The sequence below is a fragment of the Microbulbifer maximicatervae (SeqCode) genome (assembly GCF_052468295.1).
In genome coordinates, this window is the sequence record NZ_CP174340.1 from 2,460,005 (window position 1) to 2,479,023 (window position 19,019).

At 49.1% G+C, this 19,019-nt stretch carries 15 protein-coding genes; 6 read left to right on the forward strand and 9 right to left on the reverse strand.

The window, feature by feature from the left end:
• Positions 1-7: 7 nt before the first annotated feature.
• Genes ACJJIQ_RS11185 through ACJJIQ_RS11195 form a run of 3 tightly spaced genes read right to left on the reverse strand, consistent with a single transcriptional unit; the run spans position 8 to position 2,466 of the window.
• Positions 8-1,258: an NAD(P)/FAD-dependent oxidoreductase gene (locus ACJJIQ_RS11185; RefSeq protein WP_445364635.1), complete on the reverse strand. Its 1,251-nt coding sequence runs from the start codon at positions 1,256-1,258 to the stop codon at positions 8-10.
• Positions 1,258-2,037, reverse strand: a complete 780-nt coding sequence (locus ACJJIQ_RS11190) for an SDR family NAD(P)-dependent oxidoreductase (RefSeq protein WP_445364636.1) — start codon at positions 2,035-2,037, stop codon at positions 1,258-1,260. The genes ACJJIQ_RS11185 and ACJJIQ_RS11190 overlap by 1 nt, the downstream gene beginning before the upstream one ends.
• Positions 2,038-2,466, reverse strand: a complete 429-nt coding sequence (locus ACJJIQ_RS11195) for a nuclear transport factor 2 family protein (protein WP_413665319.1) — start codon at positions 2,464-2,466, stop codon at positions 2,038-2,040.
• Between the two features lie 293 nt (positions 2,467-2,759).
• Between ACJJIQ_RS11195 and ACJJIQ_RS11200 the strand changes: the two genes are divergently transcribed.
• Complete coding sequence (locus tag ACJJIQ_RS11200; RefSeq protein WP_445364637.1) at positions 2,760-3,335, forward strand: sigma-70 family RNA polymerase sigma factor; 576 nt, start codon at positions 2,760-2,762, stop codon at positions 3,333-3,335.
• Positions 3,336-3,342: 7 nt separating this feature from the next.
• On the forward strand, positions 3,343-4,014 hold the full coding sequence (locus ACJJIQ_RS11205; RefSeq protein ID WP_444932841.1) for a ChrR family anti-sigma-E factor: 672 nt from the start codon (positions 3,343-3,345) through the stop codon (positions 4,012-4,014).
• A 24-nt stretch (positions 4,015-4,038) separates the two neighbouring features.
• On the opposite strand, the gene ACJJIQ_RS11210 is transcribed toward ACJJIQ_RS11205, so the two are convergent.
• Positions 4,039-7,551 carry an indolepyruvate ferredoxin oxidoreductase family protein gene (locus ACJJIQ_RS11210; protein WP_445364638.1) on the reverse strand — a complete coding sequence of 1,171 codons (3,513 nt, stop codon included), beginning with the start codon at positions 7,549-7,551 and terminating at the stop codon, positions 4,039-4,041.
• Positions 7,552-8,196: 645 nt separating this feature from the next.
• Here ACJJIQ_RS11210 and ACJJIQ_RS11215 point away from each other — a divergent pair.
• Positions 8,197-8,685, forward strand: coding sequence for an Lrp/AsnC family transcriptional regulator (locus ACJJIQ_RS11215; RefSeq protein ID WP_413665315.1), 489 nt, complete (start codon positions 8,197-8,199; stop codon positions 8,683-8,685).
• A 139-nt stretch (positions 8,686-8,824) separates the two neighbouring features.
• On the opposite strand, the gene ACJJIQ_RS11220 is transcribed toward ACJJIQ_RS11215, so the two are convergent.
• Positions 8,825-9,616, reverse strand: a complete 792-nt coding sequence (locus tag ACJJIQ_RS11220) for a nucleotidyltransferase domain-containing protein (protein ID WP_413665314.1) — start codon at positions 9,614-9,616, stop codon at positions 8,825-8,827.
• 133 nt (positions 9,617-9,749) lie between these two features.
• Here ACJJIQ_RS11220 and ACJJIQ_RS11225 point away from each other — a divergent pair.
• A protein-coding gene (locus ACJJIQ_RS11225; RefSeq protein WP_445364639.1) for an IS3 family transposase occupies positions 9,750-10,888 on the forward strand; the annotation gives its coding sequence in 2 pieces (ribosomal slippage) (positions 9,750-9,999 and positions 9,999-10,888; 1,140 coding nt in all).
• A gap of 168 nt (positions 10,889-11,056) precedes the next feature.
• Positions 11,057-11,905 carry an alpha/beta fold hydrolase gene (locus tag ACJJIQ_RS11230; protein ID WP_445364640.1) on the forward strand — a complete coding sequence of 283 codons (849 nt, stop codon included), beginning with the start codon at positions 11,057-11,059 and terminating at the stop codon, positions 11,903-11,905.
• A 155-nt stretch (positions 11,906-12,060) separates the two neighbouring features.
• Here ACJJIQ_RS11230 and ACJJIQ_RS11235 read toward each other — a convergent pair whose 3' ends face one another.
• Both ACJJIQ_RS11235 and ACJJIQ_RS11240 read right to left on the reverse strand, forming a co-directional pair.
• Positions 12,061-13,644 carry a D-arabinono-1,4-lactone oxidase gene (locus ACJJIQ_RS11235; protein WP_445364641.1) on the reverse strand — a complete coding sequence of 528 codons (1,584 nt, stop codon included), beginning with the start codon at positions 13,642-13,644 and terminating at the stop codon, positions 12,061-12,063.
• 118 nt (positions 13,645-13,762) lie between these two features.
• Complete coding sequence (locus ACJJIQ_RS11240) at positions 13,763-15,631, reverse strand: carotenoid oxygenase family protein (RefSeq protein WP_445364642.1); 1,869 nt, start codon at positions 15,629-15,631, stop codon at positions 13,763-13,765.
• A 570-nt stretch (positions 15,632-16,201) separates the two neighbouring features.
• On the opposite strand from ACJJIQ_RS11240, the gene ACJJIQ_RS11245 reads away from it, so the two are divergent.
• Positions 16,202-16,582, forward strand: a complete 381-nt coding sequence (locus ACJJIQ_RS11245; RefSeq protein WP_413665310.1) for a VOC family protein — start codon at positions 16,202-16,204, stop codon at positions 16,580-16,582.
• A 65-nt stretch (positions 16,583-16,647) separates the two neighbouring features.
• On the opposite strand, the gene ACJJIQ_RS11250 is transcribed toward ACJJIQ_RS11245, so the two are convergent.
• Complete coding sequence (locus ACJJIQ_RS11250) at positions 16,648-17,418, reverse strand: hypothetical protein (protein WP_445364643.1); 771 nt, start codon at positions 17,416-17,418, stop codon at positions 16,648-16,650.
• A 135-nt stretch (positions 17,419-17,553) separates the two neighbouring features.
• Positions 17,554-18,954 (reverse strand): aminotransferase-like domain-containing protein, encoded by a 1,401-nt coding sequence (locus tag ACJJIQ_RS11255; RefSeq protein ID WP_445364644.1) that lies wholly within the window; start codon positions 18,952-18,954, stop codon positions 17,554-17,556.
• Positions 18,955-19,019: the final 65 nt, after the last annotated feature.

The following is a 19,019-nucleotide window of genomic DNA, read 5'->3' on the forward strand; positions in this document are numbered from 1 at the left end:
GGCCTCCTTACCAGTCAACACCCAACCCCCGAGCCACTCGCAACGCACTCGTTACACCGTCTTCATGAAATCCATTTGCCCAATAAGCACCGCAGAACCAGGTGCGGTTAACACCATTAATACTATCCCACTGCTGTTGCGCTCGTGTTCCGGCCACAGAGAACTGGGGATGGGAGTATTCAAAACGACCGAGCACAGACTTGGGATCGATAAGCTCTTCGGCATTCAGGGTGACACAATAGGTTTTCTCGGTATTCAAGCCCTGAAGTATATTCATGTTGTATGTCAAAACAGGCAGTGCATCCTGTTCACTGCGCAATTGATAATTCCAACTCGACCAACTACGACGGTGACGGGGTAGCAAGGTGCTGTCTGTATGCAGGACCACGGCATTTTTTGCATAGGGTATAGCCCCCAGGATTTTTTGCTCACTGCCGCTGGGGTCGGTCAAACATTGAAGGGCCTGATCGGAATGGCAAGCGAAAACAACGGCATCAAACTCCAGATTTTCCCCTGCAGCGGTGCGAACATTCACACCTTCTCGACAGCGTTGCACGCCCTCAATGGGCGTAGATAAGCGAATTTTATCTGCGAAAGATTGTATTAACGGATCAATATATTCACGCGACCCACCCTTAATCACTCGCCACTGCGGGCGACGCACCAGGTTGAGCAGGCCGTGATTGACAAAGAAGCGGACAAAGAAACTGACAGAAAACTCCAGCATTTGCGCCACACTGGCAGACCAGATAGCAGATCCCATAGGTACCAAATAGCGATTGGCGAATTCCGCGGAGTAACCGTTCGCAGGTAGATACTCACCCAGGGTCAATGTCTCGCCCAGCCTCCCCTCCTGCCAGTCGCGGAGGGCATTACGATTAAAGCGCACAATGTCCCAGAGCATACGCCAGTGCCCAGCGCTGACGATGTTCGAGCGCTGGGCAAACAGGCTGTTGAGATTGTTACCCGCATATTCAAACCCCTCCTGATCGCAGCGCACACTAAAGCCCATGGAGGTGGGTTGGGATTGAACTCCCAGCTCTTTAAGCAAGCGAATAAAATTCGGATAGGTCCAGTCGTTGTAAACAATAAAGCCGGTATCCACTGCTAACCGGCGCCCCCCATCATCAATATCAACCGTAGCGGTATGCCCTCCCAGGCGCGCCTGTGCTTCAAACAGGGTGACATCGTACTTTCGATTCAATAGATAAGCGGCAGTAAGACCGGCAATGCCGCTGCCAACAATAGCGATTCGCATCAATTCTTCCTTAGTGTGCGGATTCTTGTCATTTTGGGTACGCAAAAACGGAACCAGATTGAGCTGAAAAAACCCAGAAACCGCAGAGGCCAGCTGAGCCGTTTGGGAAAATCGACTGTATGCCCAACACCACAGAGCCCGCGTTCAATGCGCTCGGCGGCCTGCTCTGGAGTCATTAAAAAAGGCATGTCAAAGTCATTGCGCTGGGTAAGGCGGGTGTCGACAAACCCCGGGCGAATGTGGACCACTCGAAGTGGAGTAAGGCTGGTATCGGCGCGCACCGACTCCAGAAAATAGGCCACCGCCGCTTTGGAACTGCCATACGCTTCGGCGCGGGGAAAAGGCACCACTGACGAGAGACTGCCGAGCGCAGCAAATACCGGAGATCGACTTGCGGCTAACAGTGGCTGCGCGCACTTCAAGGTATTCACCAAGGCAAAGAAATTGCCATCAAAAACCCGTCGGTACATGGTGACATCCAATTGAAGGTCGTCGTCATATTCACAGGTACCAGCGCAGGCAATCACCATATCCAGGTGATCTGTGAAGTCCGCTAATCGCCGAGTAACACCCGGCATCACCGCATCATCACTAAGATCACAGTCCAAAACCCTGAGGCGACTGGGGGCTATGTTCTGTAACTCCGTCAGCGCATCCAGCCTGCGACTGCTGGCAATCACAAAATTATTCTGTTCCACCAGGCGCAATGTAAGCGCGCGCCCAATACCCGAGCTAGCACCTGTGATCCAGATGGTTTTATCGCGAATCCCCTGGGACACTTAGTTGCGCTCCATTCGCGACTTGATAAAACCTATGCAGGAACCCAATACCGGAACCTGCTCGTAGACCATGGCACCCATATCGTAAAAGTCCTCGTGGTAGTGAATCTTATCGGTGTAACGCAACAGGCTACAGCCACGAAGTTGTAATGGACGTCCACCTTTGAGTGATTGGTGTCGGTAGTGCATGGTCCACGAAAGGCAGGCGCTGCCCTCGCCCACCACCGGCAGATCATCAAATTGGAAGCGGCACTGGGTAAGCCCCCTGCTCATTCCCGCAAAGTAACTCTTTAAAGCAGGCAATCCCTCTATCCGATGCAACGGGTCACAAAAAATGACATCGTCGCTATATAGTGATCCAAGGCTGCCAGTTTCCTGCATCAGGAAGTCTTTGTAGTACTCCTCTAGCTCCTCAATCAACGCGCTCATCATCGGATTCCTTACTGTTCTAGCTGCAGATAAATACGCCACACCCCATCGGGTGGATCACCGCTCAATAAAAGGTAGGCCAGAGTGATCCAGTTATGCCCTCTCTGCGTAAGTAGTTATCAGACAACTTGGAAGTCTCCCCCTGAGAGTCTGTTGCAGAATGTGGTACACGGATGTACCACAACAGCTCCCAACTCTAATTTCCACACATGCTTGATTGCGTGAGTATCGACAACGACAGAAAGACCGTTAACATGGCGCATAGCCCCCAAGCAAAAAGTGAAATAGGCCCGGTGAAACTGACACAAAGAGAGGACCAGGACTGGAGTGCCCTGCTGACGCGAGTCGGTGCGGAGCGTGATCGCCAGTCCTTTGAGCAGCTCTTTCACCACTTTGCCCCACTAATTAAGGGTTTCCATCACAGCCGCACCACCCAGGCAATTAGCGCTGAAGCCGCCGATGAGCTAGTTCAGGAGACCCTGTTTAAAGTCTGGCGCAAGGCCCCCAGCTTCGATGCCAGTAAGGCTTCTGCCAGCACCTGGATATTCACCATTATGCGCAACACTCGTATCGACATGTTGCGCCGCAACGGGCGTCATCAAAACGCCGAGATTATTGAAGCCATGGATGTTTGGGATGAAACCCCCGAACACCAACCGTTGATATTTCTACAGAGAAGACGCAACGAAAAGGAAGTTGCGGAAGGCCTGCACAGCCTGCCGGCAGAACAGAGCCACGTCTTGGAAAAGGCGTATATGGAGGGAAAATCCCACAGTGAGATATCCAAGGAGCTGGAATTACCATTGGGCACGGTAAAGTCCCGCGTGCGACTGGCCCTAAAGAAGTTACAAGCGAGGTTGGCCAAATAGGTTTAGTATGATTCGCCACCACCCCGATAAAAATTTACTCCTTGAATACGCTTCCGGCAGCCTGCCCAAAGGCGCCAGCCTGGTCGTTTCTGCCCATATACAAATGTGTGCCGAGTGTCGCGCTCAATATCAAACCATGAACACCCTGGGTGGCTCCATTCTGGAGTCCTGTGCACCACAGGCCGTAAACGATGAGGCTTTCCAACGCCTGATGGGACGTATTGATCAGGCAGCTGAACCGGAGCAACAAGTGGCTCCCGAGAGATCCAAATCCACAGAGCCCATGCTGGCGGATGCGCCGCCAGTCGTGCACAAGCTGCTGGAGAAAAATCCCCCGATCAAGTGGAAAACTATCGCGCCCGCCCTAAAAATGTGTCGACTTAAAACCGGGCAGGATCAATATGAAGTGAGCTTTCATCGCCTGAGTTGTGGTGGCAAAGTTGCAGAGCACGATCACCGGGGCTACGAACTCACCCTGGTTTTGTACGGCAGCTTCTCTGACAGTGATGGTGTTTATAGTCCAGGGGACTTTCTGTTGCGGGAACCCGGCGATGTGCACCGCCCGACGGTCACAGAAGATCAAGAGTGCCTGTGCTTCTCTGCGGTACAGGCACCGGTGGCGATTACCGGTGTCAGCGGCTGGTTGCTAAACCGCCTTATCCCGTTTCGTCCGGGCTGACACCGATTAAAAGAGCTGCGGCGTCTAGGACGCCGCCAGAGAAGTCGGCTCTTGCTCCCCATCCACAAATACTGCAGAAAGCTCATCCCAACGATCGCTGACCGCCGCGAATTTTTCCTCGCGCACATGGCCATAGCCTCGCACTTGAAGGGGGATTTCGAGCAGCTCTTGTGCCTCTGACAGGTTTTCGCCGGACAGATGCGCGGCCACGCTATCAACTGCTTTGGCCACCTGTTGGGCCCAGCGCCGTTCAGCACGGCGCTCCTGGGTGTAACCGAAGACATCCAGTGCAGTACCGCGAAGAACTTTACCCTTAGCCAACAGCGGCATCAGCTTGCCCATCCAGGGGCCAAACTGCATTTTGCGCACGCGACCACTGCTATCGGGGCGCGCAAGAAGCGGCGGCGCCATATGGAATTTCAGGGTGTAGTCGCCGCTGAATGTCTCACGTAGCTGTCGCTTGAAATCTTCACCGGTGTAGAGGCGCGCCACTTCGTACTCATCTTTATAAGCCATCGCTTTATAAAGGCTGCGCGCACCCATACGGGTAAGATCGCCCCGAGTAGCTGGCAGTGAGGATTCTGCTTTGCGCAGCGCCTCTATATGGCGAAGGAACTCTGCCGCATAGGCCGGGCTTTGATAGTCGCGAAGCTCTGCTGCCAATCGCTCCAGCAACTGCTCCACCGACTCCTCAGGCTCCACCAATTTCACCGGCTTGGCCGGGACTGCCAATTGCTCGATCGCTTTAGGGTTTTCCGCCAGTAAACGGCCCGCGCGGAAAGCGCGCAGGTTGTTCTCTACCGCCACACCATTGAGTTCAATGGCCCGTTCCAGGGCCGCTTCACCGATTGGCAGCAGTCCTTTCTGGCAGGCAAAACCCATAATCATCAAGTTACTGGCTACGGTATCGCCAAACAGTGCCTGGGCATATTTATTCGCATCAAAGGCAAAATACTCCGCACACAGGGACTCAATACTCTGTTGGGTCGCATCGGCGGGGAATGCCAGCTCGTTGTCGCGAACAAAGGCCGCTACCGGTACTTCAGCAGTATTTACCAGGGCACGCATTTCGCCGGTGGCAAATTTGGTCCGCTGGCCAGCGGCGGTGACCATATCGCAGCCCAGTAACAACTGCGCCGCGCCATCGCGAATACGAGCGGTGGTAATCGCCTCGGGGTTTTCTCCCACTTTTACATGAGCCACCACGGCACCATTTTTTTGTGAGAGACCGGTAAAGTACAAAGTTGTACTGCCCTTCTCTTCCAGGTGCGCCGCCATACCCAGCAGTGCCGCCACGGTAAGTACACCACTGCCACCAATGCCGGCCACCAAAATACTGAGTGGCTGGGCCAGAGTCGCGACCGGCGCAGAAGGTAATCCGGCAATAGCCACGTCTAAGGCATCCGCCAGGGACTGCACCGGGGGCTTTTTCAGTTCTCCCCCTTCTACAGTGACAAAGCTCGGGCAGAAACCATCGGCACAGCGCATATCCTTGTTGCAGCTGGACTGATTGATCTGACGCTTGCGCCCCAACGGGGTTTCCAGCGGCTCCACGGCAATACAGCTGGACTGAACACTGCAATCGCCACAGCCTTCGCAGACCCGGTGGTTAATCAGCAGTCGCTGGGATGGATTGACCATCTGTTTTTTCTTGCGGCGGCGGCGTTTCTCGGCCGCACAGACCTGCTCATAAATAATCGCCGTCACACCGGCAGTTTCCCGCAGGCGACGCTGCACGGCGTCCAGCTCAGAGCGGGGAAGAACTTCTACGGCAGTGGGCAGTTGGCTGCGGTGTTCACGCCAGTGGTCGGGGTTCTCAGTCAAAAGAACGACTGTGCCAACTCCCTCGGCCAGCAACTGTGCAGCCAGGGAGGGAGCATTAACTTCGCCATCGGCGGGTTGGCCACCGGTCATGGCCACCGCATCGTTCAGAAGAATTTTGTAGGTGATATTCACCTGGCTCGCCACGGCCTGGCGAATGGCCAATAGCCCAGAGTGGTTGTAGGTTCCATCGCCCATATTCTGGAAAATATGCTCGGCGCTGGAGAAACGGTGCAGGCCCACCCATTGGGCACCCTCGCCTCCCATATGGGAATAGGTATCGGTGCGCAGGCCTTTACCCAAAGCCATAATATGACAGCCAATACCGGCACTCCCCAAACTGCCTTCTGGCAATTTGGTGGAAGTGTTATGAGGACAACCCGCACAGAAAATGGGTTCACGAGCCAGCAAGCCCTGAGCCTTTGCAGCGACATTGCCCCCCAGTTTTTCTGCCAGGGGAATCAGCTGTGCCGCCAGTTCAGTATCCACCAGCCAGCGGGCAATGGCCTTGGCCACCTGATCCGGGCCAAAGCCCCACACTGCCGGCAACAGATCCTTGCCATCCAGGTCTTTCTTACCGACTACCTTCGGACGATAACTATCTTCCCAACCGTAGAGCAGGTTTTTCAGCTGATCCTCCACCAAGGGACGCTTCTCCTCGACTACCAGCAAGCGCTCCATGCCCTTGGCGAACTCACTGATGCCCCTAGGCTCCAGCGGCCAGGACATCGCCACTTTATAGATGGAGATGCCTGCTGAGTTCAGATCTGCCTCTGATAAGTTGAGCAGTTTTAAAGCCTCAAGCAAATCACCGTGGGCCTTACCCACCGTTACAATGCCGAAGCGTTTTCGCTCCGCACTGTGGGTGGTTTTATCCAGGCGGTTGGCATAGGCGAATGCCTTGGCTGCAGGCAAACGCTCCTCCAGCATACGGCGCTCATATTCGAGGCGCTCGGCAGGCCAATTCAGGTGGGGATCGTAGTTCAGGCCGTGTGGCGGGATTGGGAAGTCAGCTGGAATTGTAAACTGGGGCAACTCCGGCACAATCAAGGAAGCACCGGCCTCTACAGTTTCAGTAATTGCCTTAAAGCCCACCCACAAGCCCGAAAAACGGGATAAGGCAATACCCGCGAGGCCCAGGGTCAGGTACTCATCAATGGAGGACGGAAATATCAGCGGCATCATTACCGACTCAAAAATCTGGTCGGTATTGTGGGAAAACATGGAGGATTCTGCAGTGTGGTCATCCCCACACAGCGCCAAAACACCGCCCAATTTTGAGGTACCCTGAATATTGGCTTGGCGGAAAACATCTGCGGTGCGATCTACACCGTGGCCCTTGCCATACCAAATAGAAAAGACGCCATCTTTCGTTGCCTGCTGGCGATAGTGATCCAGCAACTGGGTACCCCAAATATTGGTCGCCCCCAGGTCTTCATTAATGCCCGGTTCAAAATGGATTTCCCGCTCGGCCAATAGCTTCTTGTGCCGCCACAGGGCCTGGTCGTAACCGCCCAATGGGGAACCGCGATAACCGGAAACAAAGCCAGCTGTATTGAGGCCCGCCAGCTCATCCATGCGCTTTTGCATTAAGGGCAAACGAACCAGGGCGTCAATTCCGGTTAGGAATACACGGCCGGATTCACGGGTAAAAGCCGCTTTCAGCGAATACTCGCTATCAAAGCCCAATTCCTGATCGCCTTCGACCATTGCCATGGGTACCACCTATTTTATCTTTATTGCTTTATTGCTTTCATCACTCCAGTTCTCGACGCCAGTAACATGTCGCGAAAATATTCGCGGCATCTCCCGAGTTACAGCAGAACAGACCAGAGCTGTTTAATAGCGCTAAAATTAACACTGCCCGGCAGAGCAGGTCATACCAAAATTGGCCCGACTCAGGCATAATGCCGCCATAACTCGCTAAAGATGACCAGCTACTGGCAACAAATCACTCAAAATGAAGTATTTTGGGGGATACAACGGAAAGGACATGCCCTCTTATGGTGCTCGCCTCTGGCCTTCACACTCTGTGTGACTAAATAAGCGCCAAAGGTTCAGCTTTTTGAGAGGCATAGCCTGGAACTGATCAGGGGATATCAGTTTCCGCCCGTTTACAGCTAACCAGTATCAACCGGTTGGGCAACGTACCCATAAGCGGGAAATTAATAAAAAACGAGAAGGTCTCATAAAAGATGCGCAGTACAGGAAGCTACTGCCATAACAAACCAAAAAAAACCATGTACGCAATGCACACAATTTACCGGAGAACGCTGGGAAGCAAAGATTCACTGGCAGGTTGATGATTAGCAGCCGGCGATACCGGCGTACGTTCAGAGAGATGAGATACGGAATATAACCATGGCCTATTTACTGGATGCCATCGACAAAAAAATTCTGGAAATCCTTCAACAGGATGCCACCATTCCAAATATTGAGCTTGCAGAAAAAGTCTGCCTCTCACCCTCCCCCTGTTCACGGCGGGTTAAAAATCTAAACGAGCAAGGGTTTATAAAACGCGCAGTTACCCTGCTTGAACCGGAAAAGGTTGGGTTGCCGGTAAGTGTGTTTATCCAGGTTACTCTTAACCACCAAGTGAAAAAAGAGTTGCAGGACTTCGAATCGGTTATCGGCCAATGGCCGGAAGTGATGGAGTGCTACCTGATGACCGGTGATTTCGACTACCTGCTGCGCGTTGTTGTACCCAATTTGCAGGCCTATCAGGAATTCCTGGACAAAAAACTCACTGAGCTCCCAGGAATCGATCATATTAAAAGCAGCTTCTCTTTGAAGCAGGTGCGGTACCGCACTGAGTTGCCGCTGGATCAATTGCTGGAAAACCAAAGCTGAGCCTCTTTTGACGCCTGCATTCTTGTGGGCGTCTATACAGCTTTGAGTTTATTCACTGGAAAGTATTACAAGTCACTCAGCGCTTTTTGGGCTGTCTACTCGCGTGTTAAGTGACGCCCTATCCGCCTGATTTAAAAGACTATAAACCAACCACTTTACGAAAAAGCCTGTCAAACTCTGGAAGATCCAATTTTGGCCTTTCCTCTATAGAATTGGCACCAGATCTATCCATATTTTCCTGTATCCAGCCATCCAGTTTGCCATCAACGGCTATCAAATCGCCCTCTTCAAGCTCCTTCTTTTTCAAAATCAAACTGGAAAGAATATCCAGAAGCCACTCACTTCCTGAGGAAGGCAACAACTCGTTATACATATGACTAAAGTCCACAGGAGGAATTTTTGTAAACTCTTTTATATACAGAGCATTAAGCAGTGAACGCAGAACATAAAGTAACTTCTTGACCTTAATCTCTTTAAAGCCTCGATCATCCTCGCGAATAAACCTGGAATAATTATTAAATCCCATGCTGACATAGTGATGAGCTAATGCTCGCGGCTGCCAACATTTTAAAGCCAAATCCTGCAATGACTTCAAAACATCTTCATTTCTAAAATAGACCTTTGGCGAAAATAGCCACTCAATTAAAGTGGGGTTACTTGCCCTCATTAAAGTTAAAGTCTTCTTGATATCCCAGCCGACCAAGTCCAGTTCATCGCCAAGTTTCTTATCAAATGGAACCTCAACAACATCTCTGGGAGTACCTATAGTGAGATATTGCTGAATATTACGCTTGTAGATAAACCTTACATCCCAGTCACTATCAGGGGATTCAAATCCCCATGCGCGGCTTCCTGACTCACAGGCATAGATAATTTCAATATCTCGCTCTACTTCCAGTGATTTCAGACGGTCCTTTATCAACGATTCCATATACATCCACCTGCTACGTCAAAACAAATCAACTATACCCGAAAAACTCGTTGATTACCCTTAGGAGACCTGTAGTGGTCTAATCCTTCCGGACACTTCGCTAAGATGGTAAAACTACCAAGCGAGGTGAAGTATGACAACAAAAGGTACACGTCGGCATTTCAAGCCGGAATTTAAGAAAGACGCCGTAGCGCTAGTCTCTGAGCAAGGGTATTCAATTTCTAAAGCAGCAGAGGCTGTAGGAACAACAGCCAATAACCTGCGACGCTGGATAAAGGAACTGAAGCAGGAAGAAGACGGTGTGAGGTTGGATGTAGGTGAGCGCGCAGAATTAGAGCGATTACGATGTGAAAATAAGCAGTTGCGGATGGAGAAAGAAATCCTAAAAAAGGCCAGCGCCTTCTTTGCGAAAGAAATGAAATAAAGTACAGCTTTATTGAAAAACAGCAAGGCAGCTTTCCTGTTAGGGTGCTCTGCCGGGTAATGAAGGTAAGTAAGTCTGGTTATTACGATTGGTGTTGCCGTGGTAATAGCTCAATAGATGCTCAAACATGGCAACTATGCCATCGTTTGAAGGCCCTATTTGCAGAATCTAGACAGAGCCTGGGAAGTCGTCGGTTAATGAAGCTGTTACGTAAAGAAGGCTTTGAAGTCGGGCGCTATCGAGTCCGCAAGCTCATGAAAAAGCTAGGCTTGGCAGTAAAGCGCAAGAAGCGATTTACACTGACGACAGACAGTAAACATCACCTGCCGGTCGCAGAGAACCTTCTAAATAGGGAGTTCTCACCGAGTGCTAAAAATCAAGTTTGGACGACTGATATTACATATATTTGGACTTCGCAGGGCTGGTTGTACTTGGCGGTAGTGATTGATCTCTATTCGCGCCGGATTATTGGTTGGCATCTAGATCGGAAGATGGAAACGGCCCTGGTAACTCGTGCGTTGATGATGGCTGTCAATTTGCGTTCGCCTCCAAAAGGTCTCCTGCATCACTCTGATCGTGGCAGTCAGTATGCCAGCCATACCTACCAAACGTTATTGAGTCAGCATGGGATGGTGTGTTCAATGAGCCGTAAGGGAAATTGTTGGGACAACGCACCGACTGAACGTTTCTTCAGCAGCCTGAAGCGGGAGTGGGTAACGGGAAACCTTTATCCGACAAGGGAGGATGCGGTAGCAGATGTAAGAGCCTATATTGCTTATTACAACTCACGAAGAATACATACAACACTGGGAGACCTAGCCCCTATCGAATTTGAGAAATGTGCTTAAAGAAGTGTCCGCTTGGAGTTGACCACAACAACCTATCGGTTTACTCTCATAAGAGAGCCATTAGGGCAGCTGTCTCTCTCTCCTAACAACTGAACTAGAAAATGTTAAGCATAAAGCTCCTATAGACTATGATAAGCGCTAAAAAGTGGCTCCCAGGAAGCTAGCCCCATGGACAGAAATCCAAAAGACTCTATCACTGTAAACAACCACTCTATCTCTTATTTCCAGGAGGGACAGGGAGAACCCATTGTTCTTGTACATGGCGCACTGGCCGATGCTCGCATGTGGCAAGAACACTGCAAAATTCTATCAAATGAATTTAGAGCGATTTCATTCACCCAAAGGCATTTCGGTAATCCGGGTAATCCTTCGGAAGGCCCCTTTGGAATTGATACCCATGCAGCAGACCTAGCAGGGCTGATTGAGGCCCTAGATATAGGCCCTGTCCACCTAGTAGGATGGTCCTATGGTGCCGATGTGAGCTTAAATGCTGCCATAAAGGCACCTAAATTAATCAAAAGTCTGTACCTTTATGAGCCTGGATATCCGGGATACATTGAAAACAATGACATGGAAGAGTATCGCCAAGATGCTGAATCTATGTTTGCAGAAATTTTTAAAACAACAGCTGAAGGTGAGCTGGATACTGCCGTTAAGCTACTAATCGACGGCTCTGGGAATCAAGCAGGCTACTTCTCTCAGCAGCCCCTTAAATATCGTGTACAGCAGCTGGATAATGCCTACACCCTACCTCTACAGCTTAATCAAACTGAACAACCCGCACTGAACCCAACTAGTCTTTCAGGCATATCTATTCCAGTTTCCGTGGCCTACGGCAGCAATACTCGCCAGCTATTTAGAACTGTATCGCTTGCGGCAGGTACATTGATTCCAGATACTCATCCACAAGAGGTAAGCTCAGCAAATCATATGCTGCCTCTGGAAGATCCTGCACACTTCTGCCAACTTGTGAGAGAAAGCATTGCTAATTGCTGTGACCAGCAACCTGTAACTTAATAATAAAGAGCAGGGAAAGAATACCTATAAGGCATGAAAACCGATTGTAGGCTTAGTCTCTCGAGTATTCTTTCCCGCTCAGCAGTTAAAAGCCTCTTATTGCTATTCACTACAAATTAAACGCAGGGGGTGGAAATATCCCCCCCCAAAGAGCTCTAGTCAGCTTTACAAATCCTTGCGTCTGAATACCAAACTCCCGCTTGGCAGCTGGAACCCTCCTCACAGTGTTCATCCGTTTGACAATAGCACTGACCATCGGGATTGCAGCCAGGAGTTAAATAGTTTTCCAAAGGATCAGCCCCACTTACCCGATTCCAAAAGGGGTTGGAAAATATATTGTTTGGGTCCAACTCTTCTTTAACATCCATAAACTGGGACCACTTGGGGAAACGCTCAGCCATGTCCTCAAAAATAGCGACTGAATTCTTACCCCAATGAGGTCTGGCTCCATACTTCCGGAGAGACATCTGCTCAATTTCCAAATTGACAAAGTAGTTCTTTGGCACAGCTTCACCTCGTTGACGAAGGGTATATTCAATCCCTACAAACGCTGTATCGCGACCTGCTGTCATCCCTAAATAGCTATCGGAAGCCTTGCCAAAACGGAAATAAATACCATTCAGCGGAAAACAGGTTTTTTCACTATTTGCAATAATCTGGCGGACATCCGCAATCCAGTTGGGCAATTCTTCAAATGGAATCGCGACTTCCTGAAGTGCAATTGGAAGGTTATCCCAGACACATTTATCTGGCTCTTTACATACGAAATGTTGCATCAGGTCCGCATGTCCAGTGGGCTTAATAAACTTTTTCAAGCCTGAATCAACATCCCTGAAATAGGAACTGGAGCGAGCAGTATGGCGAAGAGAAGCTGCAAAACACTGCAATGCGGCACTATCGGCTTCATGAAGGCTATCAAATATCAGCCCAAATAAATATTCGGAGAAGTCTGATACATCTGCCTGGGCATTGTAGGCATTACCCTTAGTCGACAAAGGTACCTTGTTGTAAGTTGTTACGGTATAGCGCCCTAATCCCGGGAACCAGGCAACATTAGCTGAATGATTATCTCGAGCCAAATCAAGAACAACATCCTCCAGCTCATCATCGCTGTGATACCCCTTTACTTTTGCTTGTACTTTATAGCCAGGTTCAACCTCTATGGTCACTTCAACAACTACGCCTAAAACACCTAGGTTTACCCTGGCGGCATTGAGCATCTCACCATTGATTACTCGTAAGTCCCCATTGCCATCAACCAACTTCAATTCGGTGACATAATCAGAGATCATGCTGCTTTTTTGTGTAAAAGTTGAACCGTGAGTACCGCTTCCCAGCATACCGCCTATCGTGAATATGGCCAGCTCTGTCACCATGGGCACACTTAGTTCATGCTCTCGAAGATAGGCGGTCAAATCCCGGAATCTCATACCGGCCTGGACAGTAACCAACAGGTTATCTTTGTCCAGGCTAACAACCTGATCCATATTTTCCAGAGTGATTTGCACTTCTCCATTACCTACACAGGCCGCATCAATCTGACTATTGAATCGACGACTCCCTGTCATCACTTTACGGCCTTGATCCGCTGCATCACGTACTATCTGCTGAACTTCTTCAATACTGGTCGGATCATGGATAACACCAGGGAAACAATCCTGAGTATCCTGGTAGTTTTTTAATACCTCAGGCACTTCAATTGGTGGCGGTAGCTGCTCTGCAACACTTGTAGCAGCCATAAAAACGCCCGCTATACAAAGAGCTTTTCTACACCACCTCAATAAATGTTTGGATTTGGTTATTATTTCTGCACACATACCTAAACTCCCTTTATTGCATTAACGTAGACTGGATAAATCAACCAAAACGGGGAAGCAGCTCCCCATCGATAATGTCCCGAACATTACTGCTGTGATCAGGCGCTTTACTGCGAAGAAAATCAGCATAATTTGACCGGTAGGCTGATAAAGGGCGACGACCAATGGATGGCACCCACAGTGCATGATTCGTGGTTGCAAATTCCAGTGATCGGTTAGCTAGGATACAAATTGGCCCACCGCTGAGACGTGCCGCATCAAAAATCCAAAACTCTTTACCATTGGAATCGGATGTCGTTGGATATTTGCGTACAACTGCTGCAATCACAAAACCGTCGTTCTGGGCCGTGGAGCCCGGGCGGGCCATAAATTGCGGTGTACGCATTACGCAATCTTCTGGGAACTGAAAGGCATCCGCAATTTTCATATTGACGCAGTCCATATGAATCAAGGCAGAGGGACGACTTTCTTCAGGCATATTCCAATAGCCGTAGTGGCGCTCAGGATAATCGCGATATGCCCAGGAAACCCGCATAGATATATGGTCAGGCCTGTAACCCACAGCAGCCCAATAAAGGTGCTCAAAGGTTTCAGGGAACTGGAAGTGCCCACGGTAAGCCGGATCATTCATATCCCAGGAAAGCGCATCATCCCGAATAACCCGGTAATCTTCTTTTATCTCAATAGCTGAATTTGAGTTAACTCGAATCCGGGCACGTACCAAACCTCCAACATCCAGCGGTGCTGCAGGGTATCCGGACAACCACTTGGGTACCAAACCTCCCTTCTGCAGGATTTCAAAGCGGAATAACTGCTCAGATTTATCCATTGCCCCCATATATTGGCCATACAGGGTAATCTCACCCGCATTGTCATCGTAGTTGCAGACAATGTCCGACGTATCAAAGCCGAGCTCCAGGTAATCTGCGATAATAGTATCAGCACCCGGCACCATATCGGCCTTCCGAATAACCCAACACCGGGTCCGGTGTTCTTGAGGCAGAACTATTCTTGTTCCAATAATTCGGGTAGATTCAACTCTCGCTGCAGTTTCAAAGACAATGATATGATTTCGCGTTACGCCAAGAGAGTGTGAGCTTGCAGCAATATAGGCGTTGTTACCCTGACGATCCCGAATGTTCCAACTTTCAAATGCACCCTCTCGATCCCAGCGAATTAATCGAATAAATCCTGAGCTACCAGAATCACCAATATTTCCACCATAGTTGATGGTGATACAGTTACCTGTTTCCAGATCAAAGAAAGGGTGACCGGTAGTCCGAACCTGGGGAAATAGCCACTTTTCTGGGGTTAGATTTTCAAGCAGCGGAGGTAAGCTCGATTTCCATTCATCCACTTCTCCAATAGGGGTTACCATCTCTAGAGTTGTAGCATCAAACTCATAGGGCATACCCCCTTCATAACTCATTGCAAAACGGTTATCTCCCATATAGTTGGGGGCCGTATTACAGTAGTTCATAAATCCCAGATTCGGGCTTGAGTATATTGTCCCACCTAATAAATTGAATTTATCAAAACCTGTTAAATCCTGCTCCTGCATTATCGCAGACGCGGTACGTATCATTTTTCGGGTATAGGGAACTTCACTGTTATTGCTCCGCCCAGTAAAGTCGAGCCGGGTCAAAGCTCCCTTTCCATTAGGTGTAAGATGGTTGGACGCCAGTGGAATACCCTCAGCCATAAGAAGATGGCCGATAACATCATCAGGTAAGATTCCCTGTATTACACTGAGTACTCCGGAGGAATCTGATAGATCACCAACCATTATTGACTCTGGGAAACTAGAGCCATCCAAAGCATTACTTGTTCCAGCCTTAGCTGATGCCACTCCCATAAGCGGTGATGCAGACATTACACCTGCAGCCTTCAATAGATCTCGACGCTTCATTTTTTATCCCTAAAAAATACGGCCGACAGCTTAACCTGACCATAAAATTAAATTTTTTAATTAAATAATTGGCGCAATTTACACCCAAAGTAAACCTTTAAGCGAAAACCATTTATTATTTTTTATCAAATCAAACCCCCAGAATTTTAACCTCATAAAATTCACACCATCAACCTATATACCACAATAAAAATAAACCAAACCAGAAAATAAAACCTATTAAAAAGAACAAAAAACAAATACCAGCCAGTCAAGCAAAAAAATATCGATAAGAATTTCGATATCGCCCGAATTAGCCACCACATTATTATCAACAACAGAATTTAAAATAAATATTAATGATCATTGAATCGCACAATATTTAATATATCTGTGAGGCATCTCATATATAAACCCCAACAGGTAGAAAGCTGCACCAATCCACACACCCTGAGAAGTACAGCCTGGAGGTAACGGATATACGAACAATTCTATTAGGCATTGAGTTAATGATTATTCATTGATGTTTAATAGTATTGGTATACAATCTTTCACGCACAACTACCCTAAAATTAATTTAAGGTGACATCAATGTTTAGTCATATTATGGTCGGGGCCAACGATATCGAGGAATCAAAGGTATTTTACGATTCCACTTTTGGAATATTGGGTTACAAACCCGGCACTATTGATGATCGTGGCCGCTGCTTCTATTTTAATGACAACGGTATTTTTGCCATCACCAAACCCATCAATGGGGAGCCCGCAAGCCATGGCAATGGCAGCACTATTGGCTTTACAGTGAACAGTTCTGAAGAGGTTGATGCCTGGCATGCTGCAGGTATTGCCAACGGTGGTACCAGCTGCGAAGAGCCCCCAGGCGTACGGGATAGCGCCGTTGGCCCAATCTACCTCGCCTACTTACGAGACCCTGCTGGCAATAAGCTTTGCGCACTGTATAGAGCAAGCTAATTAGGGTTCGCAATCAGGTGCCTCCCTTTACAGGGAGGCGTTTTATAAGTGGACTAATAGTGTAATCAGTCCCAGCGGTTGAAAATAACGTGCATGCCGTGATGATCGTCACTCACGAATACGAAATAGCCGGCTCCAGTATGTGCAGTTGCGCACACCTTCGTCCCCTGGGAAGTCTCAGAACACTGCATTTTGTAGGCTTCAATTCCCGCAGTATCGTATTCACACTGACTGTATTGGCTGTCAAGAGTTTGCACTAAATCGCGGCTGCTCCTTGCCAACACATAGCGGTAATCACCAAAGTAGCGATAGTTATAGGCATCCAGGTAATATGCCTGGGAATCAATACCCCCTTCCAGAAGCTCGCTATAGCAGAGTTCAGGTCTGGCCATCCACAGGGTTTCCTGATCATTCGAAGAATGTATTCCTGGCCAATTCTGTTGATCATGTTGAGAGAGTACTACGTTGGTTGAATCAACATAGTCTTTCACAACGACGTAATCACCTTCATCACTTTCTATTCTGCAAACCGGTGCACCGCCAATAAAATTATCACACTGAACCATATCCAGGCTGACTTGAGTTGTCTCCCCGGCACAGTCTTCTGCAAAGCTTTCAGCCCAGTATTGCACAGCCTTAACTGCATACTCTCGAGAGTCTTCTATTTCATAATAGAAGTCTGAAAAGATGCGATAAACCTCGCGATCATTAGTATTACTTGCAGAAGCTGCTACAGAACACTGACTAAACATAGGCAGTTCAAAAGTCTGTTCTGCTTGAGCGGGAACCGCACCGGCAATAGCAATCGCTGCTGTAAAAGTGGCAAGAGTTTTCATTAGATGTCCTCCGTGAACAATCATCCTAAAAGGGACGCGGATTCTAGCAGAGGAAAAAAAACTATCAAAAGCAGTGTAACGATATGAAAGTTCAGGTACCTTCTTCCAAAGTTGTGAATATCTGAATAATATTAATTATCGGCATGAGTGAGTTAACTCGATAAAACGTTCCAACTGAAATCCGGCCTCAGTCTTCCCTCCATCTTTACTTTCAAGCGGCCAACCACAATTCACCCGCACACAATCACCGTAGAGATCAAGCGTGCTGAAATCTGCACCGCCCAGCAAGACTATATTTTCTTCGGAAGCCATACGGCAAAGACTCCGACTATCCAACCCTGGGATCTGCAACCAAATCACCATTCCTCCATGGGGATCACTGATGCGCGATTCATCGGGCAAGGATGAACTTAAGTAGTTGCGATAGGATGCGACCTGCAAGGCAAGCTTTTGCCTGAGCCCCTGCACATGACGGGAGTATTGAGTGGTACCGATGAAATCGGCTACCGCTAATTGGACGGGCAAATTCACACCGAAACTTTCGGTAAATCGATAGCGTTCATATTGTTTTCGATACCTTCCTGGTAAGCACCACCCCAGTCGATAGCCTGCGCTCAATGTCTTGGAGATAGAGCCACACCAAAGCACATACCCGCTCCGGTCCCAGTAGCGCACGGGCATGGGCAGACTTCTTTGAAATCCGAGCTCCAAATACACATCATCCTCGACAATTGGAATCCGATATTTACCAGCCAGTGCGGCCAGGTTCTCTTTCTGCTCCGAGCTCAGGGACACGCCCGTAGGATTCATATGACTGCTGCTAAAAAGACCCGCTTGGACCAGTCCCTGCTGCATATAGCGCTCTAGCTGTGCGAGGTCTAAGCCGTTTTCAACAGTCGGTATCTCAACAACTTTTCGCCCCATCAAAGCCAACAGATTAAGAAGACCGTTGTAACAAGGAGAACTGATCGCAACCGCTTCACCGGGCCTAGTCGTAATGGCAATCGCCGTGCGGACGGCATCCATACAACCATTCGTCACTACTAATTCATTGGCAGAGAAATGCAAATCATAGCTGGCAAAGTGTGCACTAAGCGCACTGCGCAAAAGCGGCTCCCCAGAGGAAACCGGATAGCCATGCATCCTGGCGCCAGCCTCTCGGGTTGCCCGCCGCATACTGCGCTCCAGGGAATCTAACGGCAATAGCTCTGGAGATAAAGACGCAACACCCAATGGCCCTGTTCCCAACCCACGGAAATAGCAATCGTGATTTACTGGATCTGTTGTTCGGCAGGTGAATGCGGGCATTATGGGAGGCGGGTTACTGCTGGGAGGAACTGAGGCAAAGAATCCAGATTGCGGTCGAACCTTCGCCCAGCCGAGCTCCTCCAGCAAGTAGTAGGTGCTTTGGGCTGTTGTCAGGCTCACTTCGTTTTGTGCAGCGAACCGCCTGAGGGACGGTAGTTTATGACCGCTTGGTATTCTCCCTGACTGAATATCCTCTATACAGCGTTCGGCAAGCTCTTTATACCGCACCTATCCCCTCTCCGATTCCGTCTCCGCCCAAACTGTATACCTATTTTATACAAAAATTGCATCTG